This is a genomic window from Rhizobium sp. 21-4511-3d (genome assembly GCF_053522545.1).
Map to the genome: position 1 here is coordinate 17668 of NZ_JBNWCF010000013.1, position 20851 is coordinate 38518.

At 61.8% G+C, this 20851-nt stretch carries 18 protein-coding genes and 1 riboswitch; of the genes, 11 read left to right on the plus strand and 7 right to left on the minus strand.

Annotated elements, in window-relative coordinates; genetic code table 11:
• Positions 1 to 74: 74 nt before the first annotated feature.
• The 10 genes from ACQZ5H_RS24810 (at position 75) to ACQZ5H_RS24855 (ending at position 12882) form a co-directional block, all read left to right on the plus strand.
• Positions 75 to 1133 carry a glycoside hydrolase family 5 protein gene (locus ACQZ5H_RS24810; RefSeq protein WP_449099230.1) on the plus strand — a complete coding sequence of 353 codons (1059 nt, stop codon included), beginning with the start codon at positions 75 to 77 and terminating at the stop codon, positions 1131 to 1133.
• A 5-nt stretch (positions 1134 to 1138) separates the two neighbouring features.
• The gene (locus tag ACQZ5H_RS24815; RefSeq protein WP_449099231.1) at positions 1139 to 2386 is read left to right on the plus strand and encodes a hypothetical protein; all 1248 of its coding nucleotides are present in this window, start codon (positions 1139 to 1141) and stop codon (positions 2384 to 2386) included.
• A 211-nt stretch (positions 2387 to 2597) separates the two neighbouring features.
• The gene (purU, locus tag ACQZ5H_RS24820; RefSeq protein ID WP_112714017.1) at positions 2598 to 3482 is read left to right on the plus strand and encodes a formyltetrahydrofolate deformylase; all 885 of its coding nucleotides are present in this window, start codon (positions 2598 to 2600) and stop codon (positions 3480 to 3482) included.
• A 95-nt stretch (positions 3483 to 3577) separates the two neighbouring features.
• Positions 3578 to 6505, plus strand: a complete 2928-nt coding sequence (locus ACQZ5H_RS24825; protein ID WP_449099232.1) for an aminotransferase — start codon at positions 3578 to 3580, stop codon at positions 6503 to 6505.
• A gap of 520 nt (positions 6506 to 7025) precedes the next feature.
• Positions 7026 to 7220, plus strand: a complete 195-nt coding sequence (locus ACQZ5H_RS24830) for a hypothetical protein (RefSeq protein WP_130279326.1) — start codon at positions 7026 to 7028, stop codon at positions 7218 to 7220.
• Between the two features lie 124 nt (positions 7221 to 7344).
• Complete coding sequence (locus tag ACQZ5H_RS24835; protein WP_449099233.1) at positions 7345 to 8313, plus strand: P1 family peptidase; 969 nt, start codon at positions 7345 to 7347, stop codon at positions 8311 to 8313.
• A gap of 56 nt (positions 8314 to 8369) precedes the next feature.
• A complete protein-coding gene (locus ACQZ5H_RS24840; protein ID WP_449099234.1) occupies positions 8370 to 9272 on the plus strand; it encodes a LysR substrate-binding domain-containing protein in 903 nt (300 codons plus the stop codon).
• A gap of 103 nt (positions 9273 to 9375) precedes the next feature.
• Entirely contained in the window at positions 9376 to 10890 is a 1515-nt protein-coding gene (locus ACQZ5H_RS24845) for an ABC transporter substrate-binding protein (protein WP_449099235.1), read from the plus strand.
• 190 nt (positions 10891 to 11080) lie between these two features.
• Positions 11081 to 12031: an ABC transporter permease gene (locus ACQZ5H_RS24850; protein ID WP_449099236.1), complete on the plus strand. Its 951-nt coding sequence runs from the start codon at positions 11081 to 11083 to the stop codon at positions 12029 to 12031.
• Positions 12031 to 12882 carry an ABC transporter permease gene (locus ACQZ5H_RS24855; protein WP_449099237.1) on the plus strand — a complete coding sequence of 284 codons (852 nt, stop codon included), beginning with the start codon at positions 12031 to 12033 and terminating at the stop codon, positions 12880 to 12882. Before ACQZ5H_RS24850 ends, ACQZ5H_RS24855 begins: the two co-directional genes overlap by 1 nt.
• Before the next feature lie 3 nt (positions 12883 to 12885).
• On the opposite strand, the gene ACQZ5H_RS24860 is transcribed toward ACQZ5H_RS24855, so the two are convergent.
• The 3 genes from ACQZ5H_RS24860 to ACQZ5H_RS24870 form a co-directional block, all read right to left on the minus strand.
• Positions 12886 to 13740 (minus strand): C40 family peptidase, encoded by an 855-nt coding sequence (locus tag ACQZ5H_RS24860; protein WP_449099238.1) that lies wholly within the window; start codon positions 13738 to 13740, stop codon positions 12886 to 12888.
• 18 nt (positions 13741 to 13758) lie between these two features.
• Entirely contained in the window at positions 13759 to 14109 is a 351-nt protein-coding gene (locus tag ACQZ5H_RS24865) for a MarR family transcriptional regulator (protein WP_449099239.1), read from the minus strand.
• Positions 14110 to 14223: 114 nt separating this feature from the next.
• Positions 14224 to 15612, minus strand: coding sequence for a leucyl aminopeptidase family protein (locus ACQZ5H_RS24870; RefSeq protein ID WP_449099240.1), 1389 nt, complete (start codon positions 15610 to 15612; stop codon positions 14224 to 14226).
• A gap of 139 nt (positions 15613 to 15751) precedes the next feature.
• Here ACQZ5H_RS24870 and ACQZ5H_RS24875 point away from each other — a divergent pair, with 139 nt between their 5' ends.
• Positions 15752 to 16576: a tetratricopeptide repeat protein gene (locus ACQZ5H_RS24875; protein ID WP_449099241.1), complete on the plus strand. Its 825-nt coding sequence runs from the start codon at positions 15752 to 15754 to the stop codon at positions 16574 to 16576.
• 4 nt (positions 16577 to 16580) lie between these two features.
• Here the strand turns inward: ACQZ5H_RS24875 and ACQZ5H_RS24880 are convergent, their stop codons facing one another.
• The 4 genes from ACQZ5H_RS24880 to ACQZ5H_RS24895 all read right to left on the minus strand — a co-directional run bounded on the left by ACQZ5H_RS24880 (position 16581) and on the right by ACQZ5H_RS24895 (position 20835).
• Positions 16581 to 17213 (minus strand): LysE family translocator, encoded by a 633-nt coding sequence (locus ACQZ5H_RS24880; RefSeq protein WP_449099242.1) that lies wholly within the window; start codon positions 17211 to 17213, stop codon positions 16581 to 16583.
• A gap of 17 nt (positions 17214 to 17230) precedes the next feature.
• Positions 17231 to 17309, minus strand: a riboswitch (ZMP/ZTP riboswitch).
• Positions 17310 to 17344: 35 nt separating this feature from the next.
• A complete protein-coding gene (locus tag ACQZ5H_RS24885) occupies positions 17345 to 18331 on the minus strand; it encodes a type II secretion system F family protein (protein ID WP_112714042.1) in 987 nt (328 codons plus the stop codon).
• 18 nt (positions 18332 to 18349) lie between these two features.
• Positions 18350 to 19357: a type II secretion system F family protein gene (locus tag ACQZ5H_RS24890; protein ID WP_449099323.1), complete on the minus strand. Its 1008-nt coding sequence runs from the start codon at positions 19355 to 19357 to the stop codon at positions 18350 to 18352.
• Complete coding sequence (locus tag ACQZ5H_RS24895) at positions 19357 to 20835, minus strand: CpaF family protein (protein WP_449099243.1); 1479 nt, start codon at positions 20833 to 20835, stop codon at positions 19357 to 19359. Before ACQZ5H_RS24895 ends, ACQZ5H_RS24890 begins: the two co-directional genes overlap by 1 nt.
• Between the last annotated feature and the right edge of the window lie 16 nt (positions 20836 to 20851).

The window sequence follows — 20851 nt, forward strand, 5'->3', positions numbered from 1 at the left end:
AAATCCTTAGCTAACGGACCGTTAAGATGGAGGCACCGATATTAGCCGCCGCTGCTGAAACCACGGGAAAGCAATTGAGAGCCTCATCCTCCAAATGGCGCCGCCTGCTGACGATCGCCGCGACACTGCTGCCCTTGCAGGCGCATACGGCCGGAGCTGTGGCGCCCTGCCTTCGCGGCATCAACCTTTCCGGCGCCGAATTCGGCGAGCCGGGCGGCACCGTCTTCAAGGATTACGCCTATCCTTCCGAGGAGACGATTGCCTATTTCCAGAAGAAGGGCATGAACACCGTTCGCCTGCCTTTCCAATGGGAACGGCTGCAGCCGGAGCTCGGGCAATCGCTGAACGAGGACGAGTTGCAGCGGCTGAAGGATACGGTCGCGCTGCTGCGCAAGCACAAGATGACGATCATCCTCGATCCGCATAACTACGCCTATTACAAGAAGGTGCAGATCGGCACGGCGCCGGTGACGACGCTTGCCTTTGCGGATTTCTGGACGCGGCTTGCGGCCGAGTTCTCGGACCAGCCGGATGTCGTTTTTGGCCTGATGAACGAACCGCACGATATCTCCGCCAAGAAATGGCTGGAGGCGGCCAATACCGCGATCCGCGGCATCCGTGCCGTCGGCGCCAACAACTATATCCTCGTACCCGGCACGCGTTGGACCGGCGCGCATTCCTGGCAGAGCGGCGATGACGACGCCAACGGCACCGTCATGCTCGGCATCAAGGATGCCCGCAAGAATTTCGGCTACGAGGTTCACCAATATTTCGACAGCGACTCCTCCGGCACCAAGGACGAATGCTCCGGCAACGACAAGGCCAAGCAGGCAATCCTCGATATGTCGGACTGGGCGCGGAAGAACGATACCAAGCTGCTGCTCGGCGAATTCGGCGTGTCGCAGGCACCCGAATGCGTGGCAGGCTTGAAAGACGTGCTCGGCGCGATGCAGGACGATGGCGATGTCTGGCTGGGCTGGACCTATTGGGTGGCCGGAGACTGGTGGCCCGAGACCGAACCACTGAACGTCCAGCCGCATGACGGCAAGGACCGCAAGCAGCTGGCCGCGCTACAGGCCGCCGCCAAGGCACCGGCGCCCGACAAAGCTGCCTGCCGGCTGATGGCGGAGTGACCGCTATGACCGAGGCTGGCATTGCACCGAAGGAGCCGATCCAGTGGGGCGTTCTTGCCGCTGGCGTGCTTGCGGTGACCTACAATGCCATTCTCGCCTTCATCAATCACAACATCATGCCGCTCTCGCCCGCCTATGTGGTGATGAGCGAAATGCTGATCCTCGCCTACAGCTTCGCCTTCATCCTGCGCAAAGGCATATTCGAAGAGGACCTTGCGCCGCTCGGCTATCTGCTGGCGACGATCCTGCTGACGGTCTACGTCATGGTGATCAACCGGTCCGGCTATATCGACCATCTGCGCAACATCCTGATCGTCTTCGCCTTCGTCGTCATGGGGCGCTGGACCAACGAACGGACCCTGAAGCTTGTCTTCAAGATCTGCTGTATTGCCGTGCTTTCGGTGCTGATCTGCGAGATCGTCTCGGTCACCGCCTATGTGGCGCTTTTCCATCCGGCCGAATATTTCGAGAATACGCGCGGCGTGCCGCGGGCGACCTATAGCGACCTCGGCCTGTTTCGCGGCGCGCTCGGCTTTCCTGACCGCTTCTCCTTCGGGATCATCGACCACCGTTCCTCCTCGATCTTCCTCGAACAAGTGTCGCTCGCCAATTTCTGCGGCGTGATGGTGATCTATCTCGTCAGTTTCTCCAACCGCTTGAGGCTTGGCGACCGGTTGATCTTCATCGCGACGGTTGTGCTGATCCTGCTCACCAACGACACGCGCACGATGCTGATCTTCAGCATCGTCTGCCTCAGCGGCTATGTCATCTATCCCTGGCTGCCGAAGATCCTCGATTTCCTGATGATGCCGGGGATCATCGCCATCGGCTTCATCATCCACGCCTTCAAGCCGAATGCCCACGACGACGATTTCGTCGGCCGCATCAGTGGCACGATCCGCAGTATCAACGCGATGGACATCCCGGCGACACTCGGTCTCGAGCTCGAAAAGGGGCTGGGCTACGTCGATAGCGGCTATGTCTTCATCACATACAGCGCAACGATCTTCGGACTGATCCTGTTCTGGCTCTTCGTCTCCTTCTTCCCGGCCGGGCAGACACCGAACCAGAAGCGGCTCTGCCACTCGCTGTCGCTCTTCATGTTCCTGAACCTGATGATCGGCTCGACCGCGATCTTCTCGATGAAGACGGCCGGGCTTGCCTGGCTGCTCGTCGGCTTCCTGAAGGTCAATGAGGGAAAGCAGCGCGCTGCATCTCCTATTTCCGTTCCGGTGGCTGCCGCAGCCCGGTAGCTGCGCGGCGGGGATATGCGACGGCGCAGGCGGAACGGACTTTCCCTAAGGCTAGCGTCATTTATATGAGCATCGACAGGATGCGGGGTCTTGCAAGCGCTTGATGGCTTCCCTTGCAAAATGTTGCACGAATGAAAGAGCCGCGGCCTGTTCGGCGGGCGGCGTTTGATCTAAGCAGCCTGCCGGCGAAGCCGTGAGAGGGAAGACGGACATGACCAATTATGTTTTGACGGTGACGTGCAAATCAACGCGCGGGATCGTGGCGGCAATTTCCAATTATCTTGCCGAGCAGGGCTGCAACATCGTCGACTCCAGCCAGTTCGACGACCTCGACACGGGCAAGTTCTTCACCCGCGTCAGCTTCATCTCCGAAGAGGGCGTGAAGCTGCCGGCGCTCGTCGAAGGCTTCAAGCCGATCGCCGAAAAATTCGAGATGGACGCCGAGATCCATGACGGCCAGAGCCGCATGAAGATTCTGCTGATGGTCTCGCGCTTCGGCCATTGTCTGAACGACCTGCTCTACCGCTGGAAGATCGGCGCGCTGCCGATCGACATCGTCGGCGTCGTCTCCAACCATTTCGACTACCAGAAGGTCGTGGTGAACCACGACATCCCCTTCCACCACATCAAGGTGACGAAGGAAAACAAGCCGCAGGCGGAAGGCCAGTTGCTCGATCTCGTCGAGCAGACCGGCACCGAGCTCATCGTGCTCGCCCGCTACATGCAGGTTCTCTCGGATGCGATGTGCCGGAAGATGTCTGGCAAGATCATCAACATTCACCACTCGTTCCTGCCGAGCTTCAAGGGCGCCAACCCCTACAAGCAGGCCTACGAGCGCGGCGTGAAGCTGATCGGCGCGACGGCGCATTACGTCACTGCCGATCTCGACGAAGGACCGATCATCGAGCAGGACACGGCGCGCATCACCCACGCGCAGTCGGCAGACGACTATGTCTCGATCGGCCGCGATGTCGAAAGCCAGGTTCTGGCACGGGCGATCCACGCCCATATTCACCACCGCGTCTTCCTGAACGGCAACCGTACGGTGGTGTTCCCGGCGAGCCCGGGCTCCTATGCATCCGAACGTATGGGCTGATTGCGCCCGAAAGGCGTGTTGCCATACGCTTGCCCATAGCATGCATTCGATTATCTGCTTAGTGTGAATAATCGAATCATGCCCTGGGGGATGCGATGACCGATGAAGCGCTCACCGATCGTATGGAACTGCCGCGACCGGACGTGACACCGGAAGAAGCCTTAAGCATCCTCGAAACCCACTATGGATTGTCGGGCACGATCAGCGAGCTCGGCAGTCAGCAGGATCGCAATTACCGGCTCGATACCGGCAATGGCCGCTTCGTCCTGAAGATCTGCCACATGGCCTACGAGACGCTCGAGCTCGAGGCGCAGAACGCGGCGATCCACCATCTCAATACGATCGAAGGCGCGCCACGCGTTCCGCATCTGCTGACGTCAACCGATGGGCAGGCGATCGTCGCCGTCACCGTGCGCGACCAGACCTATCAGGTGCGTGTTCTCGAATATCTCGAAGGCGAGAGCCTGACGCATCGCAAGCATCTGCCGAAAAGCACGGTGGCAGCACTTGGCGCACTCTGCGCCCGGCTGGCGAAGGCGCTTGCCGATTTCGAGCATCCGGGCCTGGAGCGCAGTCTGCAATGGGACCTGCGCCGCGCCGGTCCCGTCGCCGTTCAACTGCTGTCGGCGATTACCGATAGTGCGGCCCGCGACCGTATAGCCAAGACGATGGTGCTGGCCGTGCGCCGCATCCAGCCACTTGCCTCGTCGCTTCGCGTTCAGGCCGTGCATCACGACGTCACCGACGACAATGTCGTCAGCCTGCCGGACGCGCATGGGCGGCTGATCCCTGATGGCGTCATCGATTTCGGCGACATCATCCGCGGCTGGCTGGTCGGCGACCTCGCGGTCACCTGCGCCTCGCTGCTGCATCATGCCGATGGCGATCCGCTCTATATCCTGCCGGCGATCAAGGCTTATCACGCGACCTATCCGCTGACGCCGGAAGAGCTGAAGGCGCTGTGGCCGCTGATCGTCGCCCGCGCCGTGATCCTGGTTGCTAGCGGCGAGCAGCAGATTTCGATCGATCCTGAGAACGATTACGCGCGCAACAATCTGGAGCATGAGCGCATCATCTTCGACACCGCGATGTCCGTGCCCTTCGAGCTCATGGAAGCGGCGATCCAGAAGATCGGCGGCATCGAGCAACCGCTACCGCAGAATTCGGGCTGGCAGGCGCTATTGCCCGAGATCAATACAGCCGACATCGCCTATCTCGATCTCGGCGTTCAGAGCCGCCACTTCGCCGGCGGCAACTGGCTGAATTCCGAGATGGACTGGCGCCTGCTTGCCCGCGTCGCCAATGACAGCGGCGTTGCCGCAACGCGCTACGGCGAATACCGGCTGTCGCGCGCCAGCACGCTGAGCGCCAAGCCGCATTCGACCTTCGCTCTGCATAGCGACATCTGCCTTTCCGGCGGCAATCCAGTCGCCGCGCCTTTTGCCGGCCGGATCGATTTCCGGAACCATCATCTGGTGCTGATCGGCGACGGCATCAGCCTGCATCTCGACGGCATCGAGCCATCCGCCGAGGACGGCGCCGAGGTCGAGGCGGGACAGACGATCGGCACGGTTTCCGGCGACAGCAATTCGCTCGGCGGGCTGCGCATCCAGCTTTGCACCATCAGCGGCTTGGAGCCGCCGCTCTTTGCGACGGCACACGATGCCGACGCATGGTCGGCAATCTGCCCCTCCCCCTCGCTGCTGCTTGGCAACAACTGCAATGCCCCAAGGCCCGATACGGCAGCGCTGCTGACGCGGCGCAAGGCACATTTCGCCAAGCCGCAGAAGAACTACTATGACGCTCCGCCGCAGATGGAACGCGGCTGGAAGGAGCATATGTACGATGTCGAGGGCCGCGCCTATCTCGACATGGTCAACAATGTCAGCATCCTCGGCCATGGCCATACCCAACTTGCCGATGCGATCGCCGACCAGTGGCTGAAGCTCAACACCAATTCGCGTTTCCATTATGAGGCGCTGGCCGAGTTTTCCGAACGGCTGGCGGCACTCGCCCCTGAGGGCCTCGACCGGGTGTTTCTGGTCAATAGCGGTTCCGAGGCCAATGACCTCGCACTGCGGCTGGCCTGGGCGCATAGCGGCGCTCACAACATGCTTTGCCTGCTTGAAGGCTATCACGGCTGGTCGGTGGCAAGCGACGCTGTCTCCACCTCGATCGCCGACAATCCGCAGGCGCTCTCGACCCGCCCGGCCTGGGTGCACCCGCTTTCGGCGCCGAACACCTATCGCGGCGAATTCCGCGGCTCCGAAAGCGCCAGCGACTATCTGGCCGGTGCCATTCCCGTACTGCAGGCGATCGACAATAGCGGCCAGGGGCTAGCCGGCGTGATCGCCGAGCCGGTCTACGGCAATGCCGGCGGCATTCCGCTGCCGGACGGCTATCTGGCCGGTCTCTATGCCGAAGTGCGCGCCCGCGGCGGCGTCTGCATCGCCGACGAAGTGCAGGTCGGCTACGGCCGGCTCGGCCATCATTTCTGGGGCTTCGAGCAGCAGGGCGTCGTGCCGGATATCATCACCATCGCCAAGAGCATGGGCAACGGCCACCCGCTGGGTGCCGTCATCACCAGCCAGGCGATTGCCGATTCGCTGGAGCGCGAGGGCTATTTCTTCTCGTCATCCGGCGGCAGCCCGGTCAGTTGCGTTGCCGGCATGACGGTGCTCGACATCCTGCGGGAGGAGAACCTGCAGGAGAACGCTCGCCAGGTCGGCGACCACCTGAAGGGACGGCTGGCAGCGCTGATCGAAAAATTCCCGATTGCCGGGGCGGTTCACGGCATGGGCCTCTATCTCGGCCTCGAATTCGTGCGCGACAGAACGACGCTGGAGCCGGCCACCGGCGAGACGGCGGCGATCTGCGAGCGTCTGCTAGATCTCGGTGTGCTCATGCAGCCGACAGGCGATCACCTCAACGTGTTGAAGATCAAACCGCCGCTCTGCCTGACGATCGAGAGTGCCGACTTCTTCGCAGACATGCTGGAAAAGGTGCTTTCCGAGGGCTGGTGAGGCATCCCTCGTGCCATTAACGAATTGGGTGATTTCGCGGCCTACCGCTTTTTAATGAATTGCCCCATTGCCGGAATCAGGCACGCTTCCTATGTCTGCTGCGGTGATCGAAACGAGTTCTCGACCGTCACGCGAATTGCACAAAGTCTTGATATGTTCTTTCTGCAAGTTTGGGTAAGATGGAATGAATTTTTTCCGATCGCCGATATTTTGACACGTTTCGGAATATGTTTCTGACTGACTATCGCCTATTCTCTACTGCATTAGTAGATTAATAGAGATAGTTATCGCCGGTCCCGGCTCTACGGGACCACCACGAGTGCAACGCCAACGCAAGGAACGAGACATGATTGAAATCGATATTCTCGCCTATCTCCTTGGGCGCTCTGTGCTCGGCAATGACCGTCCGGGCGCCCTCTCCCGCCCGAACTGTCGAATGTGACGTTCGTCCCCCTCTCAACGGTACAAGACAAGTCAATTCGCCATCGCTCGCGCAGTCAGCGCGGCAGGAGTTCTACGCATGAAAAAGCAAGTTATCGAATATGCAGGCGTTCCCGTCGGGATCGTCATTCCGGATGAAGACCGGCTGAAGTTCATCGCCGTGAAGTTTCACGTTCACGACCTTGATGAGCAGCGTTTCCGTTCTCCCGACGAGGTGAGGGTCGCTATCCACGACCTGATGACCCGCCGCCATCCGAAGCCGCTTCATGCCTGATTGCAGGCACAGGCTTTCCCGCTTCATTTCAACCGAAGTTTTCTGACCGGCCCCCATCATCATCGGGGCCGGTCTTGTTTTTTGCCTGTCGTTGCGCTCCTAATCGCCGCCAAAGGGGACCGACTTGCTCAATCTCATCACCGATATCGAAGGCCTCTCCGTTGGCCACGCCACCGACCTGACGCTCGGATCGGGCGTTACCGCCATCATTTTCGACCAGCCGGCGATTGCCTCGGGCACTGTTCTCGGCGGTGCGCCGGGCGGGCGCGATACCGCCTTGCTCGACCCATCGATGACGGTCGAAAAGGTCGATGCCTTCGTTCTCTCCGGCGGTTCGGCTTTCGGTCTCGATGCCGCAGGCGGCGTCCAGTCCTGGCTGCGCGAAGCCGGACGTGGCTTTGCGGTCGGCGATGTGCGCGTCCCGATCGTGCCACAGGCGATCCTCTTCGATTTGCTGAATGGCGGCGACAAGGACTGGGGGCTGCATGCCCCCTATCGCGACATGGGATACGCCGCCTGTACCGATGCCTCGATTGGACACTTTGAACTGGGAACGGTCGGCGCCGGCACCGGTGCGACCACGGCGACCTTCAAGGGTGGCCTCGGCTCGGCGAGCACAGTCGGCAGCGGCGGCCACAGGATCGGGGTGATCGTCGCGGTTAATGCGCTGGGTTCGGCGACGATCGGCGCCGGCCGGCATTTCTGGGCGGCACCCTTCGAGCAGGATGATGAGTTCGGCGGGCTCGGCATGCCCGCGACAATCGATCATCGCATGCGCCTGAAGGGCATGAGCGCCCCGGCGACGACGATCGGCGCTGTGGTGACCGACGCGATACTGACCAAGGCGCAGGCCCACCGGCTTTCGATCGCTGCCCATGATGGCCTGGCACGTGCACTGCTCCCCGCGCATCTGCCGCTTGACGGCGACACCGTTCTTTCAGCCGCAACGGGCGTGAAGCCGATCGAGGCGCCCGGTTTCATGGAACTCTGCCATCTCGCCGGTATCGTCATGGCCCGGGCGATCGCGCGCGGCGTCTACGAGGCGACTGCCCTGCCGCATGTAGGCGCACAGCGCGCGTGGCGGGACGGCTAGCCGGACCTTCGGCGATTGCCTAAAGAGAAGCGGCAGACGAGAGGCAGGAGAACCGCATGCAGATCCGGGCGCTGATGTATTTCGACGAGCTGGTGAGAACCAGTTCGATGCGGCAGGCGGCCGAGAACCTCAACGTTGCGCCGACAGCCGTCAGCCGCCAGATCGAAAATCTCGAAGACTATTTCGGCACGCCGCTCGTCGAGCGCAGTGCCCGCGGTGTGACGCTGACGGCTGCCGGAGAGCTGCTTGCGGCGCGCGCCGGGCGAACGCTGCGCGAGCTCGAACATGTGCAGCAGCTGATCGAGGATCTGAAGGGGCTGGAGCGCGGAAGGGTGACGATCTTTGCCAATGGCGCGATCGTTGCCAGCCTGCTCACCCCGGCGCTTGCCGAGTTCAGCAAGACCTATCCCAGCATCCGCTTCGAGGTGATGATCACCAGCGCGCGGCAGGCGGTGGAAGCCGTCAATTCGGCGCGCGCCGATATGGCGCTGACCCTGTTCGCACCGCAGATGACCGAGGCCAAGGTGATCGCTCGCTCCGAGATCGCCTACGAGGTGATCGCCTCCAGCCGCCACGCGCTCGCCGGACGCAAGGAAGTGACGCTTCGCGAATTGGCGCGGCACGCGCTGGCGCTGCCGGAAACATCATTCGGCTTTCGCCAGGCCTTTGACGCCGCAGCGGAGCGCCAGGGCCTGACCTTCGAACCGGCCTTTACCGTCAGCGCGCTGGAGATGCTGAAGGAACTCGTGCTCAGCGACATGGCCGCGACGCTGCTGCCGCGGCTTTCGGTGCGCCGCGAGCTCGAGGCTGGCACGCTGACCGCCATTCCGCTTGCCAGCGAAAGCACGATTCGCACGCATGCGGAGCTGTCGATCGCGCCCGACCGGCAATTGTCCTTCGCTGCCGCCAAGCTCAGCGGCTTCATCGAAGAGTTCATGCGCTCGAACGCCAGCCGCTAGCGTTCCGCCTTTCCAGACCTTGCGTTTCCCGTATTTTTGGTGTGTATCGCTTTTCAGTACACAGAGTACACAAAACGTGTTCACCATATAAGACGGGATATACATGCTCCGCCTCATCCGTTCCGCCCGCCGCATGCAGGCCTTTGCTGCGGCCTGCGCCATTGCCGCCGCAATCACTCTTCCCGCTCATGCTACCTCCAAGACGACGCTCAATCTCGGCATGGCGGTCGAACCCACCGGTCTCGACCCGACAATCGCCGCGCCTGTGGCGATCGGCCAGGTGACCTGGCAGAACGTTTTCGAGGGCCTGGTCTCGATCGGCGAGGACGGCAAGGTGCAGCCGCAGCTGGCAAAGAGCTGGGAGGTCTCTGCTGACGGGCTGACCTATACGTTCAAGCTGCAGGATGGCGTGACGTTCCACGACGGCGAGGCCTTCGATGCGGCAGCGGCGAAATTCTCACTGGAGCGGGCGCGCGGCAAGGACTCGGTCAATCCGCAAAAGCGCTTCTTCGCGTCGATCGCCTCGATCGATACGCCGGATGCCCGCACGCTCGTGCTGCATCTCGCGGAGCCGACCGGCAGTCTGCTCTACTGGCTCGGCTGGCCCGCTTCGGTCATGGTCGGCCCGAAATCCGCCGACAATGACAAGACCGTACCCGTCGGCACCGGACCGTTCAAATTCGTCAACTGGGCGAAGGGCGACAAGGTCGAGTTGGCGAAAAACGATGCCTACTGGAACAAGCAGGTTTCGGTGCAGCTCGACAAGGTAACCTTCCGCTTCATCGCCGACCCGCAGGCCCAGGCGGCAGCGCTGAAATCAGGCGATATCGACGCCATTCCGGAATTCGGCGCTCCTGAATTGATGAGCTCCTTCGACGGCGATACTCGTTTGACGACGGAGATCGGCAATACCGAACTGAAGGTCGTCGCCGGCATGAACAATGCCAAGAAGCCGTTCGACGACAAACGGGTGCGTCAGGCGCTGATGATGGCGATCGACCGGCCGACGGTGATCGAAGGCGCATGGTCGGGTCTCGGCACGGCGATCGGCAGCCACTACACACCGAACGATCCGGGCTATCAGGACATGACCGGCGTGCTCGCCTACAATCCTGAAAAGGCCAAGGGGCTGCTTGCCGAAGCCGGCTATCCGAACGGCTTCTCCTTCACCATCAAGGTGCCGCAGATGGCCTATGCGCCGCGCAGCGCTCAGGTGATGCAGGCGATGTTTGCCGAGATCGGCGTGACGATGAATATCGAGCCGACCGAGTTTCCGGCGAAATGGGTGCAGGATGTGATGAAGGACCGCGCCTACGAGATGACGATCGTCGCCCATGCCGAGCCGATGGACATCGATATCTATTCGCGCGATCCCTATTACTTCAACTACAACAATGCCGATTTCAACGCGCTGCTGAAGAAGGTGCAGGAGACGGCCGATCCGGCCGAGCAGAACAAGCTCTACGGCGAGGCTCAGAAAATCCTGGCGGAAGACGTACCCGCCCTCTATCTCTTCGTCATGCCCAAGCTCGGCGTCTGGGACAAGAAGCTGAAGGGGCTATGGAAGAACGAGCCTATTCCTTCGAACGTTTTGACGAATGTTTCGTGGGAGGAATGATCGGATGCTCGGCTGGAGGTAGGGTCATCAACCGGGATTGCCATAGCGTATTGTCTGCGCACGCCCTTCACCCTTCTTCATTCCTGTGCTTGCCACAGGAGCCCAGCGCGCCCTGGGGCGCAGAAGACTCCTCTCCTGGGTCGGGCCGCCGCGTGCGAACTCAAGCGCTGTCGCACAAGGCGCGAGCTACATGATCGCCCTGCTCTCCCGCCGCATTGCCGGTCTGGTCGTCACCCTCCTCATCGTCTCCTTCCTGATCTTTGCAGTCATGGACCTGCTGCCCGGCGATCCGGCGTCGATCATGCTCGGCACCTCGGCGGCGCCCGATACGCTTGCGGCACTGCGCCATGATCTGGGTCTCGACCAGCCGCTGATCGTCCGCTACGGCCATTGGGTCGCCGGCGTTCTCCGCGGCGACCTCGGCCAGTCTTATACATACAGCGTGCCGGTCGCCGGCCTGATTGCTGAGCGGCTTGCCGTCACCCTGCCGCTTGCCATCTTCGCCATCCTGATCTCGATTGCCATTGCCCTGCCGCTCGGCACTTTCGCCGCCGCCCGCCGTGGTGGCATCGCTGATATCGCCGCCACGCTGTTCTCGCAGATGGGCATTGCGGTTCCGGCGTTCTGGGTGGCGCTGCTGATGATCATCCTGTTTTCGACGACGCTCGGGCTGATGCCGGCCGGCGGCTTTCCCGGTTGGGAAAATGGCATCGCCGCCGCCCTGCAGGCGCTCGTCATGCCCGCCTTCGCGCTCGCCCTGCCGCAGGCAGCGGTGCTGACGCGGGTGACGCGCTCGGCGGTGCTCGACGTGCTGCACGAGGATTTTACGCGGACCGCGCGGGCCAAGGGGCTGTCCGACAAGGGCGTGCTTTGGCGCCATGCGGTGCCGAATGCGCTGGTCCCGATCCTCACGGTGCTTGGTCTGCAGTTCACCTTTCTCGTTGCCGGTGCGGTGCTGGTCGAGAACGTCTTCAGCCTCCCGGGGCTGGGGCGCCTTGCGCTGCAGGCGCTTGCGCAGCGGGATATCATCGTCATGCAGGACGTCGTGCTGTTCTTCGCAGCGCTGGTCATCATCATGAATTTCATCGCCGACATGTCCTATCTCGCCATCGATCCGCGGCTGCGGCGGGAGGGGGCGTGATGGCATTCTTTGTCGCGACGGGAGCGCAGTCCGCAGCCAACAGAATTAGCCGGCGAATTAGTCTGATCGCAGGAGTCGTGATCGTCGGCATCCTAGCAGCTATTGCACTGCTCTCGCTGTTCTGGACGCCATTGCCGCCGGCGAAGATGCAGATCATTCACAAGCTGCAGCCGCCGCTTAGCTACGGGTTGCTCGGCACCGATCAATTCGGCCGCGACGTCCTGTCGATGCTGATGGTCGGGTGCTGGAATTCACTGTCGATCGCGGTCACCGCAGTTGTCATTGGCGGAACGATCGGCTCGATCATCGGCATTTCGGCTGCGGCGATCCGCGGACCGTTCGAAGCGGTGCTGATGCGCGTCTGCGACGTGATCTTCGCACTGCCGCCGATCCTCTCGGCGATGATCCTCGGTGCCTTTCTCGGCCCCGGCCGGTTCACGGCCATCACAGCGATCGCCGTCTTCATGATCCCGGTCTTCGCACGCGTGACGCTGGCGACCTCATTACAGGCGTGGAGCCGCGACTATGTGCTTGCGGCACAGGCAATCGGCAACAGCCGCCTGACGATCTCGATCCGGCATGTGGCGCCGAATATCATGGGCCAGATCATCGTTCACGCCACGATCCAGCTGGGGCTGGCGATCCTGACTGAGGCAGGCCTGAGCTTTCTCGGTCTCGGCATGGCGCCGCCTGCGCCGACCTGGGGGAAGATGCTGGCCGACTCGCAGACCTTCATGGGCATCGCGCCATGGCTGGCGATACTGCCCGGCCTGGCGATCGCGCTTGCCGTTCTCGGGTTCAACATGCTGGGCGACGGACTGCGCGACTGGCTGGATCCGAGGCAACGCTAGAGATTAGAACGGGCGACGGTAGCCGGTCGGCATCTCGTAGAGCCAGCCGATACGCTTGACCGCTTCCTCGAAATTCTCGCGGGCGACGGTCATCGTGTGGCCGTTGGCATGGATGATGGTATCCGGGTCTTCCATGATCGCCACGTGGCCCTTCCAGAACACCAGATCGCCGCGTCGAAGCTCCGAGCGGCCGATCGGCGTCCCCAGGCCTGATGCCTGCATATCCGTGTCGCGCGGCGCGAGGCGCCCGGTCACCAAGGCTGCGAGCTGGACGAGACCGGAGCAATCGATCCCCAGCCCCGAACGTCCGCCCCAGAGATAGGGGACGTTCAGGAACTGTAGCGCGACCTCGACATAATCAGCGCCCTCTCCCGCGCCGATCGGCTGCAGGTGTTTCTCGAAGATAGCCGTTCCATCGGCGAGGACATGATAGTGATTGCCCCGCGCCTCGGCCTGGCCGGTCACTCTGACACGACTGCCCATCGACAGGATCGTCTGATAGGGCTTTCGCAATTCCGGCTCGGGATAGATGAAGGTGCGCTGGACGTTCACGACATGCGTGGGCTCGGCGTCATCGGTGATCAGCATGGCCTCAGGCAAATAGCCAACATAACCATCAGACGCAGCCTTGACCCAGCACCAGCCATTCGCCCGATCGAAAACAGTGATGTCCTCGCCCAGCAACAGTTCGGTGTCGATGCCGCGGGCAAGATCCGGCACCGGCCGAAGCGGCGCGACGGGAACGGCAACACGCGCCGGAATGCCGGCAACGAACCGTTCGGCCTCGACCTTGCCTTCCAGGGCGGCTTCTGCGAGATCCGATCTGTAAGCATTCAGGCGCCGGTCGAACATGGTCATGACAATCCCCAAATCAGCTTAGACCGGAAGCTTGCGGCCCTGCTCGCGCACGAGGTCACCCAGCTTCTCCAGATAGAGCGCGCCGCCGACGGTGCGCTTGATGATCACATTACGCCGATCCGCGTCATCGCGCACCCTGTCTACCAAACCCATTTCACCCATGGTGTCGAGAGCTCGGGTGATGACCGGCTTGGTGACGCCGAGCGTCGCGGCGAGCCCGCGCACCGTATGCGGCGGCGGGACCAGATAGATGTGCAGCAGGATCGCCATCTGGCGCAGCGTCAGATCGCGGTCGTCGTGGCGAACCTGATCGAGCGCCACGCTATGCCAGAGCCCGAGTGCCTGCGACGCAGTCAATTCGATCGGCACGGTCTCTCCGGAAAATCGTTACGCTAACGTTCCTATTTTGACAGCCTGCCCTCTTCATGCAAGAGGCGGCAGAATCTGCCGCCTCTCAAGGTGAATAAAATTCTAACGATCGGCTCAGGCGCCCTGGCGAATATGGTGATAGAGAGCGCGGATCGCCTGCGCCTCGCCGCCACCAGGCGAATGGGCGCGCTCCGACGGCGCCCAGCCGTAGATATCAAAATGCGCCCAGCTCTTCGCCTTGCTGACGAAGCGTTTCAGGAACAGGGCAGCCGTGATGGCGCCAGCCATGCCGCCTGCCGGTGCATTCGTGATATCGGCGATCTTGGCGCGGATGTCCTTGTCGTAGCCCATGTAGAGCGGCAGGCGCCACAGCGGATCGTCGGTCTCGAGGCTCGCTTCCGTCAGATCGTGCGCAAGGCCCTCGTCATCGGTGAAGAAGGGCGGCAGATCGGGACCCAGCGCAACGCGGGCGGCACCCGTCAGCGTCGCCATGTCGATCAGAAGATCCGGGGATTCTTCGTCGGCATAGGTGAGCGCATCCGCCAGGATGAGACGGCCTTCGGCATCGGTATTGTCGATCTGGACGGTGAGGCCCTTGCGGCTCCTGTAGATGTCGCCCGGGCGGAAGGCATTGGCCGAGATCGAGTTCTCGACAACAGGGATGATGACGCGCAGGTCCACCTTCAGCTTGGCATCCATGATCATTAGCGCCAGGCCCATGACGTTGGCAGCGCCTCCCATGTCCTTCTTCATCAGCAGCATGGACGATGCCGGCTTGATGTCGAGACCGCCGGTATCGAAGCAGACGCCCTTGCCGACAAGCGTAACCTTGCGGTGACCCTTCTTGCCCCAACGGAGCTCGAGCAGGCGCGGCGCATCGGCGCTGGCGCGGCCGACGGTATGAACAAGCGGGAAGTTTTCCTTGAGCAGGTCATCGCCGATGATGACAGACATCTCTGCCTTGTAGTGTTCGGCGAGACCGCGGAAGGCCGCTTCCAGCTGCTCGGGACCCATGTCGTTGGTCGGCGTATTGATCAGGTCGCGGGCGAGGAAGACGCCAGCAAGCTGACGCTTGATATCGGCAGCATCGGCATCGCGCGGGATCATCAGCGTCGCGGCAGCCGGCTTTTCCGAGCGATAGCGGTCGAAGCGATAGCTGCCGAGACCAAAGCCGAGCGACAGACGGTTTGCCGTCAGCGGCGCGGTTTCGATGTGCCAGTCGCCGGCCGGCAGCGCGCGCGCCAGCTTGCCGGTGATGTAGGGCTGTTCCGAGGGATTGGTGCCAAGACCGAAGAGAGCGCCGCCGAGATGGCCTTCCGAGGTCGGGATCAAGAGCAGCGAGCCGCTTTCGGCGCGATAGCCGGCCTTCTTCGCCCAGTCGAGGGCGATCGGATCGATCGTGCCGGTCTCGATATGCGCGGGGGTGACGGCGAAAATCGGAAGCGTCGAGCCGCCCTTGTTGTTGAAAGGGGTCGGTCTCTCAATAAATTGATAGGGGGCCATGATGTCCTTCGGCGGTATCGGAATCGTTTTTTAACGGTCTGTTAGGGTTAACAGACTATTGCTGGAGCGAAGATTGCGTCACACCTTTCCCTGTTCCGCTTAGAGGTCAGGCGCCTGTTTCTGAATTCAGGAAAGCGCCATGCCTCGTTCGGCTACCACTCCGTTCAAGAACCGTATCCTCCAGGGGGCCGCTTTGGCAATGATCGGCCTGGCGCTTGCCGGCTGCTCGACCACCAAGGACAAGATGACGACGGGGTCGATTCCGGCCTCGACCCGATCCGTGGAGAGCATGGACGCCAACGAAGTGCGCAGCGCCACCGAGCGTGCTGGCCAGATCTACGAGAAGAACCCGCGCGATCCCGTCAACGGCGTCTATTACGCGACGCTGCTGCGCTCGGCCGGCCGGGACGCACAGGCGCTCGCCGTCATGCAGCAGGTGGCGATCTCCAATCCGAATGACCGCAATGTTCTTGCTGCCTACGGCAAGGCGCAGGCCGCTGCCGGACAGCTGCAGCAGGCGCTCGACACGATCGGCCGCGCCCAGACGCCTGATCGTCCGGACTGGAAGCTGGTTTCCGCCCAGGGCGCCATTCTCGACCAGATGGGCAAGCCGAGCGAGGCCCGCGCCCGCTACCGCGACGCGCTCGACATCATGCCGAACGAACCGTCCGTCCTCTCCAATCTCGGCATGTCCTATGTGCTGACCGGCGATCTTCGCACCGCGGAGACCTATCTGCGCCAGGCGGCTGGCCAGCCAACCGCCGACAGCCGCGTCCGCCAGAACCTGGCGCTGGTCGTCGGCCTGCAGGGACGCTTCCCCGAGGCAGAGCAGATCGCCCGCCGCGAGCTTTCGCAGCAGCAGGCAGACGCCAATGTCGCCTACCTGCGCTCGATGCTGTCGCAGCAGAATTCCTGGCAGAAGCTGGCCTCCAAAGACGGCCAGCAGGCGACCAACACCAACTGACGCCTTATCGCAGCATCACGCCGGAAACGATCAGCCTCAGCCCGAGGCCGCCCATGACGAGCCCGGCTGCGCGATCGATCCAGGCTTTCGCCGCCAAATAGGCGCGGCGCGGGCGCTGCGACGAGAAAGCCAGCGCCACGATCGCGTACCATCCAGCCTCGATTGCGAAGATGCCGATCGGCAGGCCGATGATGACGCCAAGCGGAATGACCTTCGGCAGGAAGGCTGCAAAGATGCTGGCATAGACGATAATCGTCTTCGGATTGCTGAGTTGCGTCAGCACGGCCGTCGTGAAGCTGCGGCGGATCGAAGAGCGGCCGTCCATGGCATCGCCAACGGCCAGCGGCTCTTTTGCGCCCCGCCAGATCCGGTAGGCGATGTAGACGAGATAGGCACCGCCGGCGACCTTCAGAACGATATAGAGCCAGGCGAATTGCGCCAGCAGAGCGGTCAACCCCGCAAGAGCAAGAACGCTGAAGGTGATGCCGCCGACGCCCATGCCGACCGCGGCGGCCAGCCCATCCAGGCGCGAGCGGGAAATGGCAATGCGCGATACGACCACGAAGCTTGGGCCGGGGCTCATCGCACCGACGAGCATGGCGGCGAAAATACTGAAAAGAATGGCAGCTGAAGACATAGGGGCTCCTTTGTGACCGAAGGTGCCCAGGCGAGCGGCGTAAAGCCCGCGCTCCCCGATGGTTATCCATCTCAATCGCCAGTCACGCGGAGCCTATGGCTAAACCCATTCGCCGAAGCCTTCAAGAGACTTCAGAAGCGATCGGCAACCTGGATACCGGCCGGCCCGAGAATGACGGCAACGAGCACCGGCAGGAAGAACAGGATCATCGGAACGGTGAGCTTCGGCGGCAGCGCGGCGGCCTTCTTCTCCGCCTCGTTCATGCGCTCGTCACGGCCTTCCTGCGCCAGAACGCGGAGCGCCTGGGAGATTGGCGTACCGTAGCGGTCTGCCTGGATCAGTGCCTGGGTGACCGAGCGGACGAGATCGATCTGCGTGCGGGTACCGAGATTCTCGAGTGCCTGACGGCGATCCGGGAGGAAGGAGAGTTCGGCTGTCGTTAGCACCATTTCTTCGGCAAGGGCCGGAGACTGCTCTCCCAGCTCTTCAGAAACGCGACGCATCGCCGCTTCGATGGAGATGCCCGATTCCACGCAGATCAGCATCAGGTCGAGAGCATCGGGCCAGGCACGCTTGATCGAGTGCTGACGCTTGCTCATACGATTGGAGATGAAGATGTTCGGCGCGTAGAAGCCGAGATAGGCAGTGCCGATAACAGCGAGTAACCGGATCGGCAGCGGCTTCTCGATCAGATGGCCGAGGCCGAAAATGTAGAATGCGCCGAGAGCGAGAAAAAGGAACGGCAAGAGAAAGCGCGCGACCAGGAAGGTGTTGAGGGCGTTTTCAGACCGGAAGCCTGCCGCCTTCAGCTTATTCATCGTGTTTTCGTCGACCAGCGCCTCGCGAAGATTGAAGCGTTCGACGATCTGGCGGACGGAGCGATTGTTCTGCGTTCGTAGGGACGCTTTGCTTGCAGTTGCCTCCGCGTTCAGGCGGGCACGCTCACGGGCGCGGATCTGGTCGCGCTCGCTGGACACCGCACGCATACGCTTGTTGAGGTCACCACGCTCGAAGAACGGCACAGCGACCGTATAGAGTGTTGCGAAAACGGCGATCGCGACGAGGAGCGCGACCAGCATCGCCGGATCGGTCAATCTTGATGCAAGATCTGAAGACATCGCCTCCGCCCCTCTCCGTCAGATATCGAAGCTGACCATGTTGCGCATGACGAAGATGCCGATCGACATCCAGATCGCCGAAGCGCCCATGATCAGGTGACCGCGCGGGTCGGTGAAGAGAATGGTCATGTATTGCGGTGACGTCATGTAGACGAGCGTGGCAACAATGAATGGCAGCGCGCCGATGATCACAGCCGAGGCCTTGGCTTCCATGGACAACGCCTTGACCTTGGCCTTCATCTTCTTACGGTCGCGCAAAACCTTGGAAAGGTTGCCGATCGCTTCTGAGAGATTGCCGCCGGCCTGAGATTGGATGGTGATGACGATCGCGAAGAAGCTCACTTCCTGCAGAGGCATATAGTTGGTCATGCGCATGCAGGCGTCGGGTACGCTAAGGCCAACCTGCTGAGATTCGACGACCCGTCGAAACTCTGCCTTCACAGGCTCGCGTCCTTCATTGGCGATCAGCCGGATGGCGTCATTGAGAGGCAAGCCCGACTTGATCGAACGAACGATGACATCAAGCGCATTCGGAAACTCATCAAGGAACTTGTTCTGGCGACGCTTAATGAGGAAGCCGAGAATCCACCGGGGCAAACCAAGGCCGGCAATAACGGGTACACCCAATATCACCATCGTGGGAGCGCCAGCGAGGAAGGCGATAAGCGTTAGGAATACGCCAAAACCTGCGCTGAACATGTAGAACTTTGCGGGCGTGATGGAAAAACCGGCCTGGCTCAACCGCGACTTAAGCGAAAGCTTGCGCTTGGAATTTTCCTGCTGCCGTTTTTCGAGATCCTTGAGGTTGTCCTGCACAGATTTGCGGCGCTTGGACATTTCCTGGACGCGGTCGCGCGCCGCCTTCACGTTGGTGCGATCGGTTTCAGCCGAGCCGACACGGTTCACGCGGCTCGCGGCCTTCTTCTCGGTTTCCATCCGGGTGAAGAGAACGCCGTAGCAAACCGCACCCGCGGCAACTGCAACGAGGAGAATGATACCGAGAACGATTGGATCAAGCCCGAACATCATGCCCCCTTCGACTTTGCTTCCATCTCATCGAGAGCAGCGGCCAGGCGCTTTTCTTCGTTATAGTAGCGGGCACGGTCCCAGAAATTCGGCTTGCCGATACCGGTCGACATATGGCGGCCGATCAGGCGGCCGGCGGCATCTTCGCCTTCGATTTCGTAACGCATCAGGTCCTGGGTGATGATGACATCGCCTTCCATGCCGATCACCTCGGTGATCGCCGTGATGCGGCGCGAACCATCGCGCAGACGAGCCGCCTGGACGATCACATCGATCGAACCGGCGATGATTTCGCGGACGGTCTTGGCGGGAAGGCTGAAGCCGCCCATGGCGATCATCGATTCGATACGGCTCAGGCATTCGCGCGGCGAATTGGAGTGGATCGTTCCCATCGAGCCGTCGTGACCGGTATTCATCGCCTGCAGAAGGTCGAACACCTCCGGTCCGCGCACTTCGCCGACGATGATACGTTCGGGACGCATACGAAGGCAGTTCTTGACGAGATCGCGCATGGTGATCTCGCCTTCGCCTTCGATATTCGGCGGGCGCGTTTCGAGGCGTACGACATGCGGCTGCTGCAGCTGAAGTTCGGCCGTGTCTTCGCAGGTGATCACACGCTCGTCACGGTCGATGTAGTTCGTCAAGCAGTTCAGCAGCGTCGTCTTACCGGAACCGGTACCGCCGGAGATGACGACGTTGCAGCGAACGCGGCCGATGATCTGCAGCAGCGTCGCGCCCTCGGGCGTGATCGCGCCGAAGCGGACCAGCTGGTCCAGTGTCAGCTTGTCCTTCTTGAACTTACGAATGGTCAGTGCCGGACCGTCAATCGCCAGTGGTGGCGCGATAACGTTGACACGCGAACCGTCAGGAAGGCGGGCGTCGCAGATCGGGCTAGATTCATCGACGCGGCGGCCGACCTGGCTGACGATGCGCTGGCAGATCGACAGGAGCTGAGAGTTGTCACGGAAGCGGATTTCCGATTCAATCGTCTTGCCGCCGACTTCGATGAAGGTCTGGCCGGCACCGTTGACCATGATGTCGGCGATGTCGTCACGCGCCAGCAGCGGCTCGAGCGGACCGTAGCCGAGAACGTCGTTGCAGATGTCTTCGAGCAGTTCCTCCTGCTCGGAAATCGACATCGCGAAGTTCTTGATCGTGATGATGTCGTTGACGATGTCGCGGATTTCTTCCCGCGCGCTCTCGGCATCGAGCTTGGCAAGCTGCGACAGGTCGATCGTGTCGATGAGCGCGGAAAAGACCTGCGCCTTGGTGTCGTAATATTCTTCGGTGCGAACCGGGCGCCGGCGCTGCGGCGTCTGCATCGGCGGCGGCGCAACCTGCTGGCGTACATTCTCCCGGGCAGGCTCGACGAGAACCTGCGGCGAGGTGGATGCCGGTGCGGCAACGGCAACCGGCGGCGGTGGCGCTGCTACGCCGCCAGCCTTTCCGAAACCATCATTTCCGCGTTTTCCGAACATGCCAATTCCAATCTAC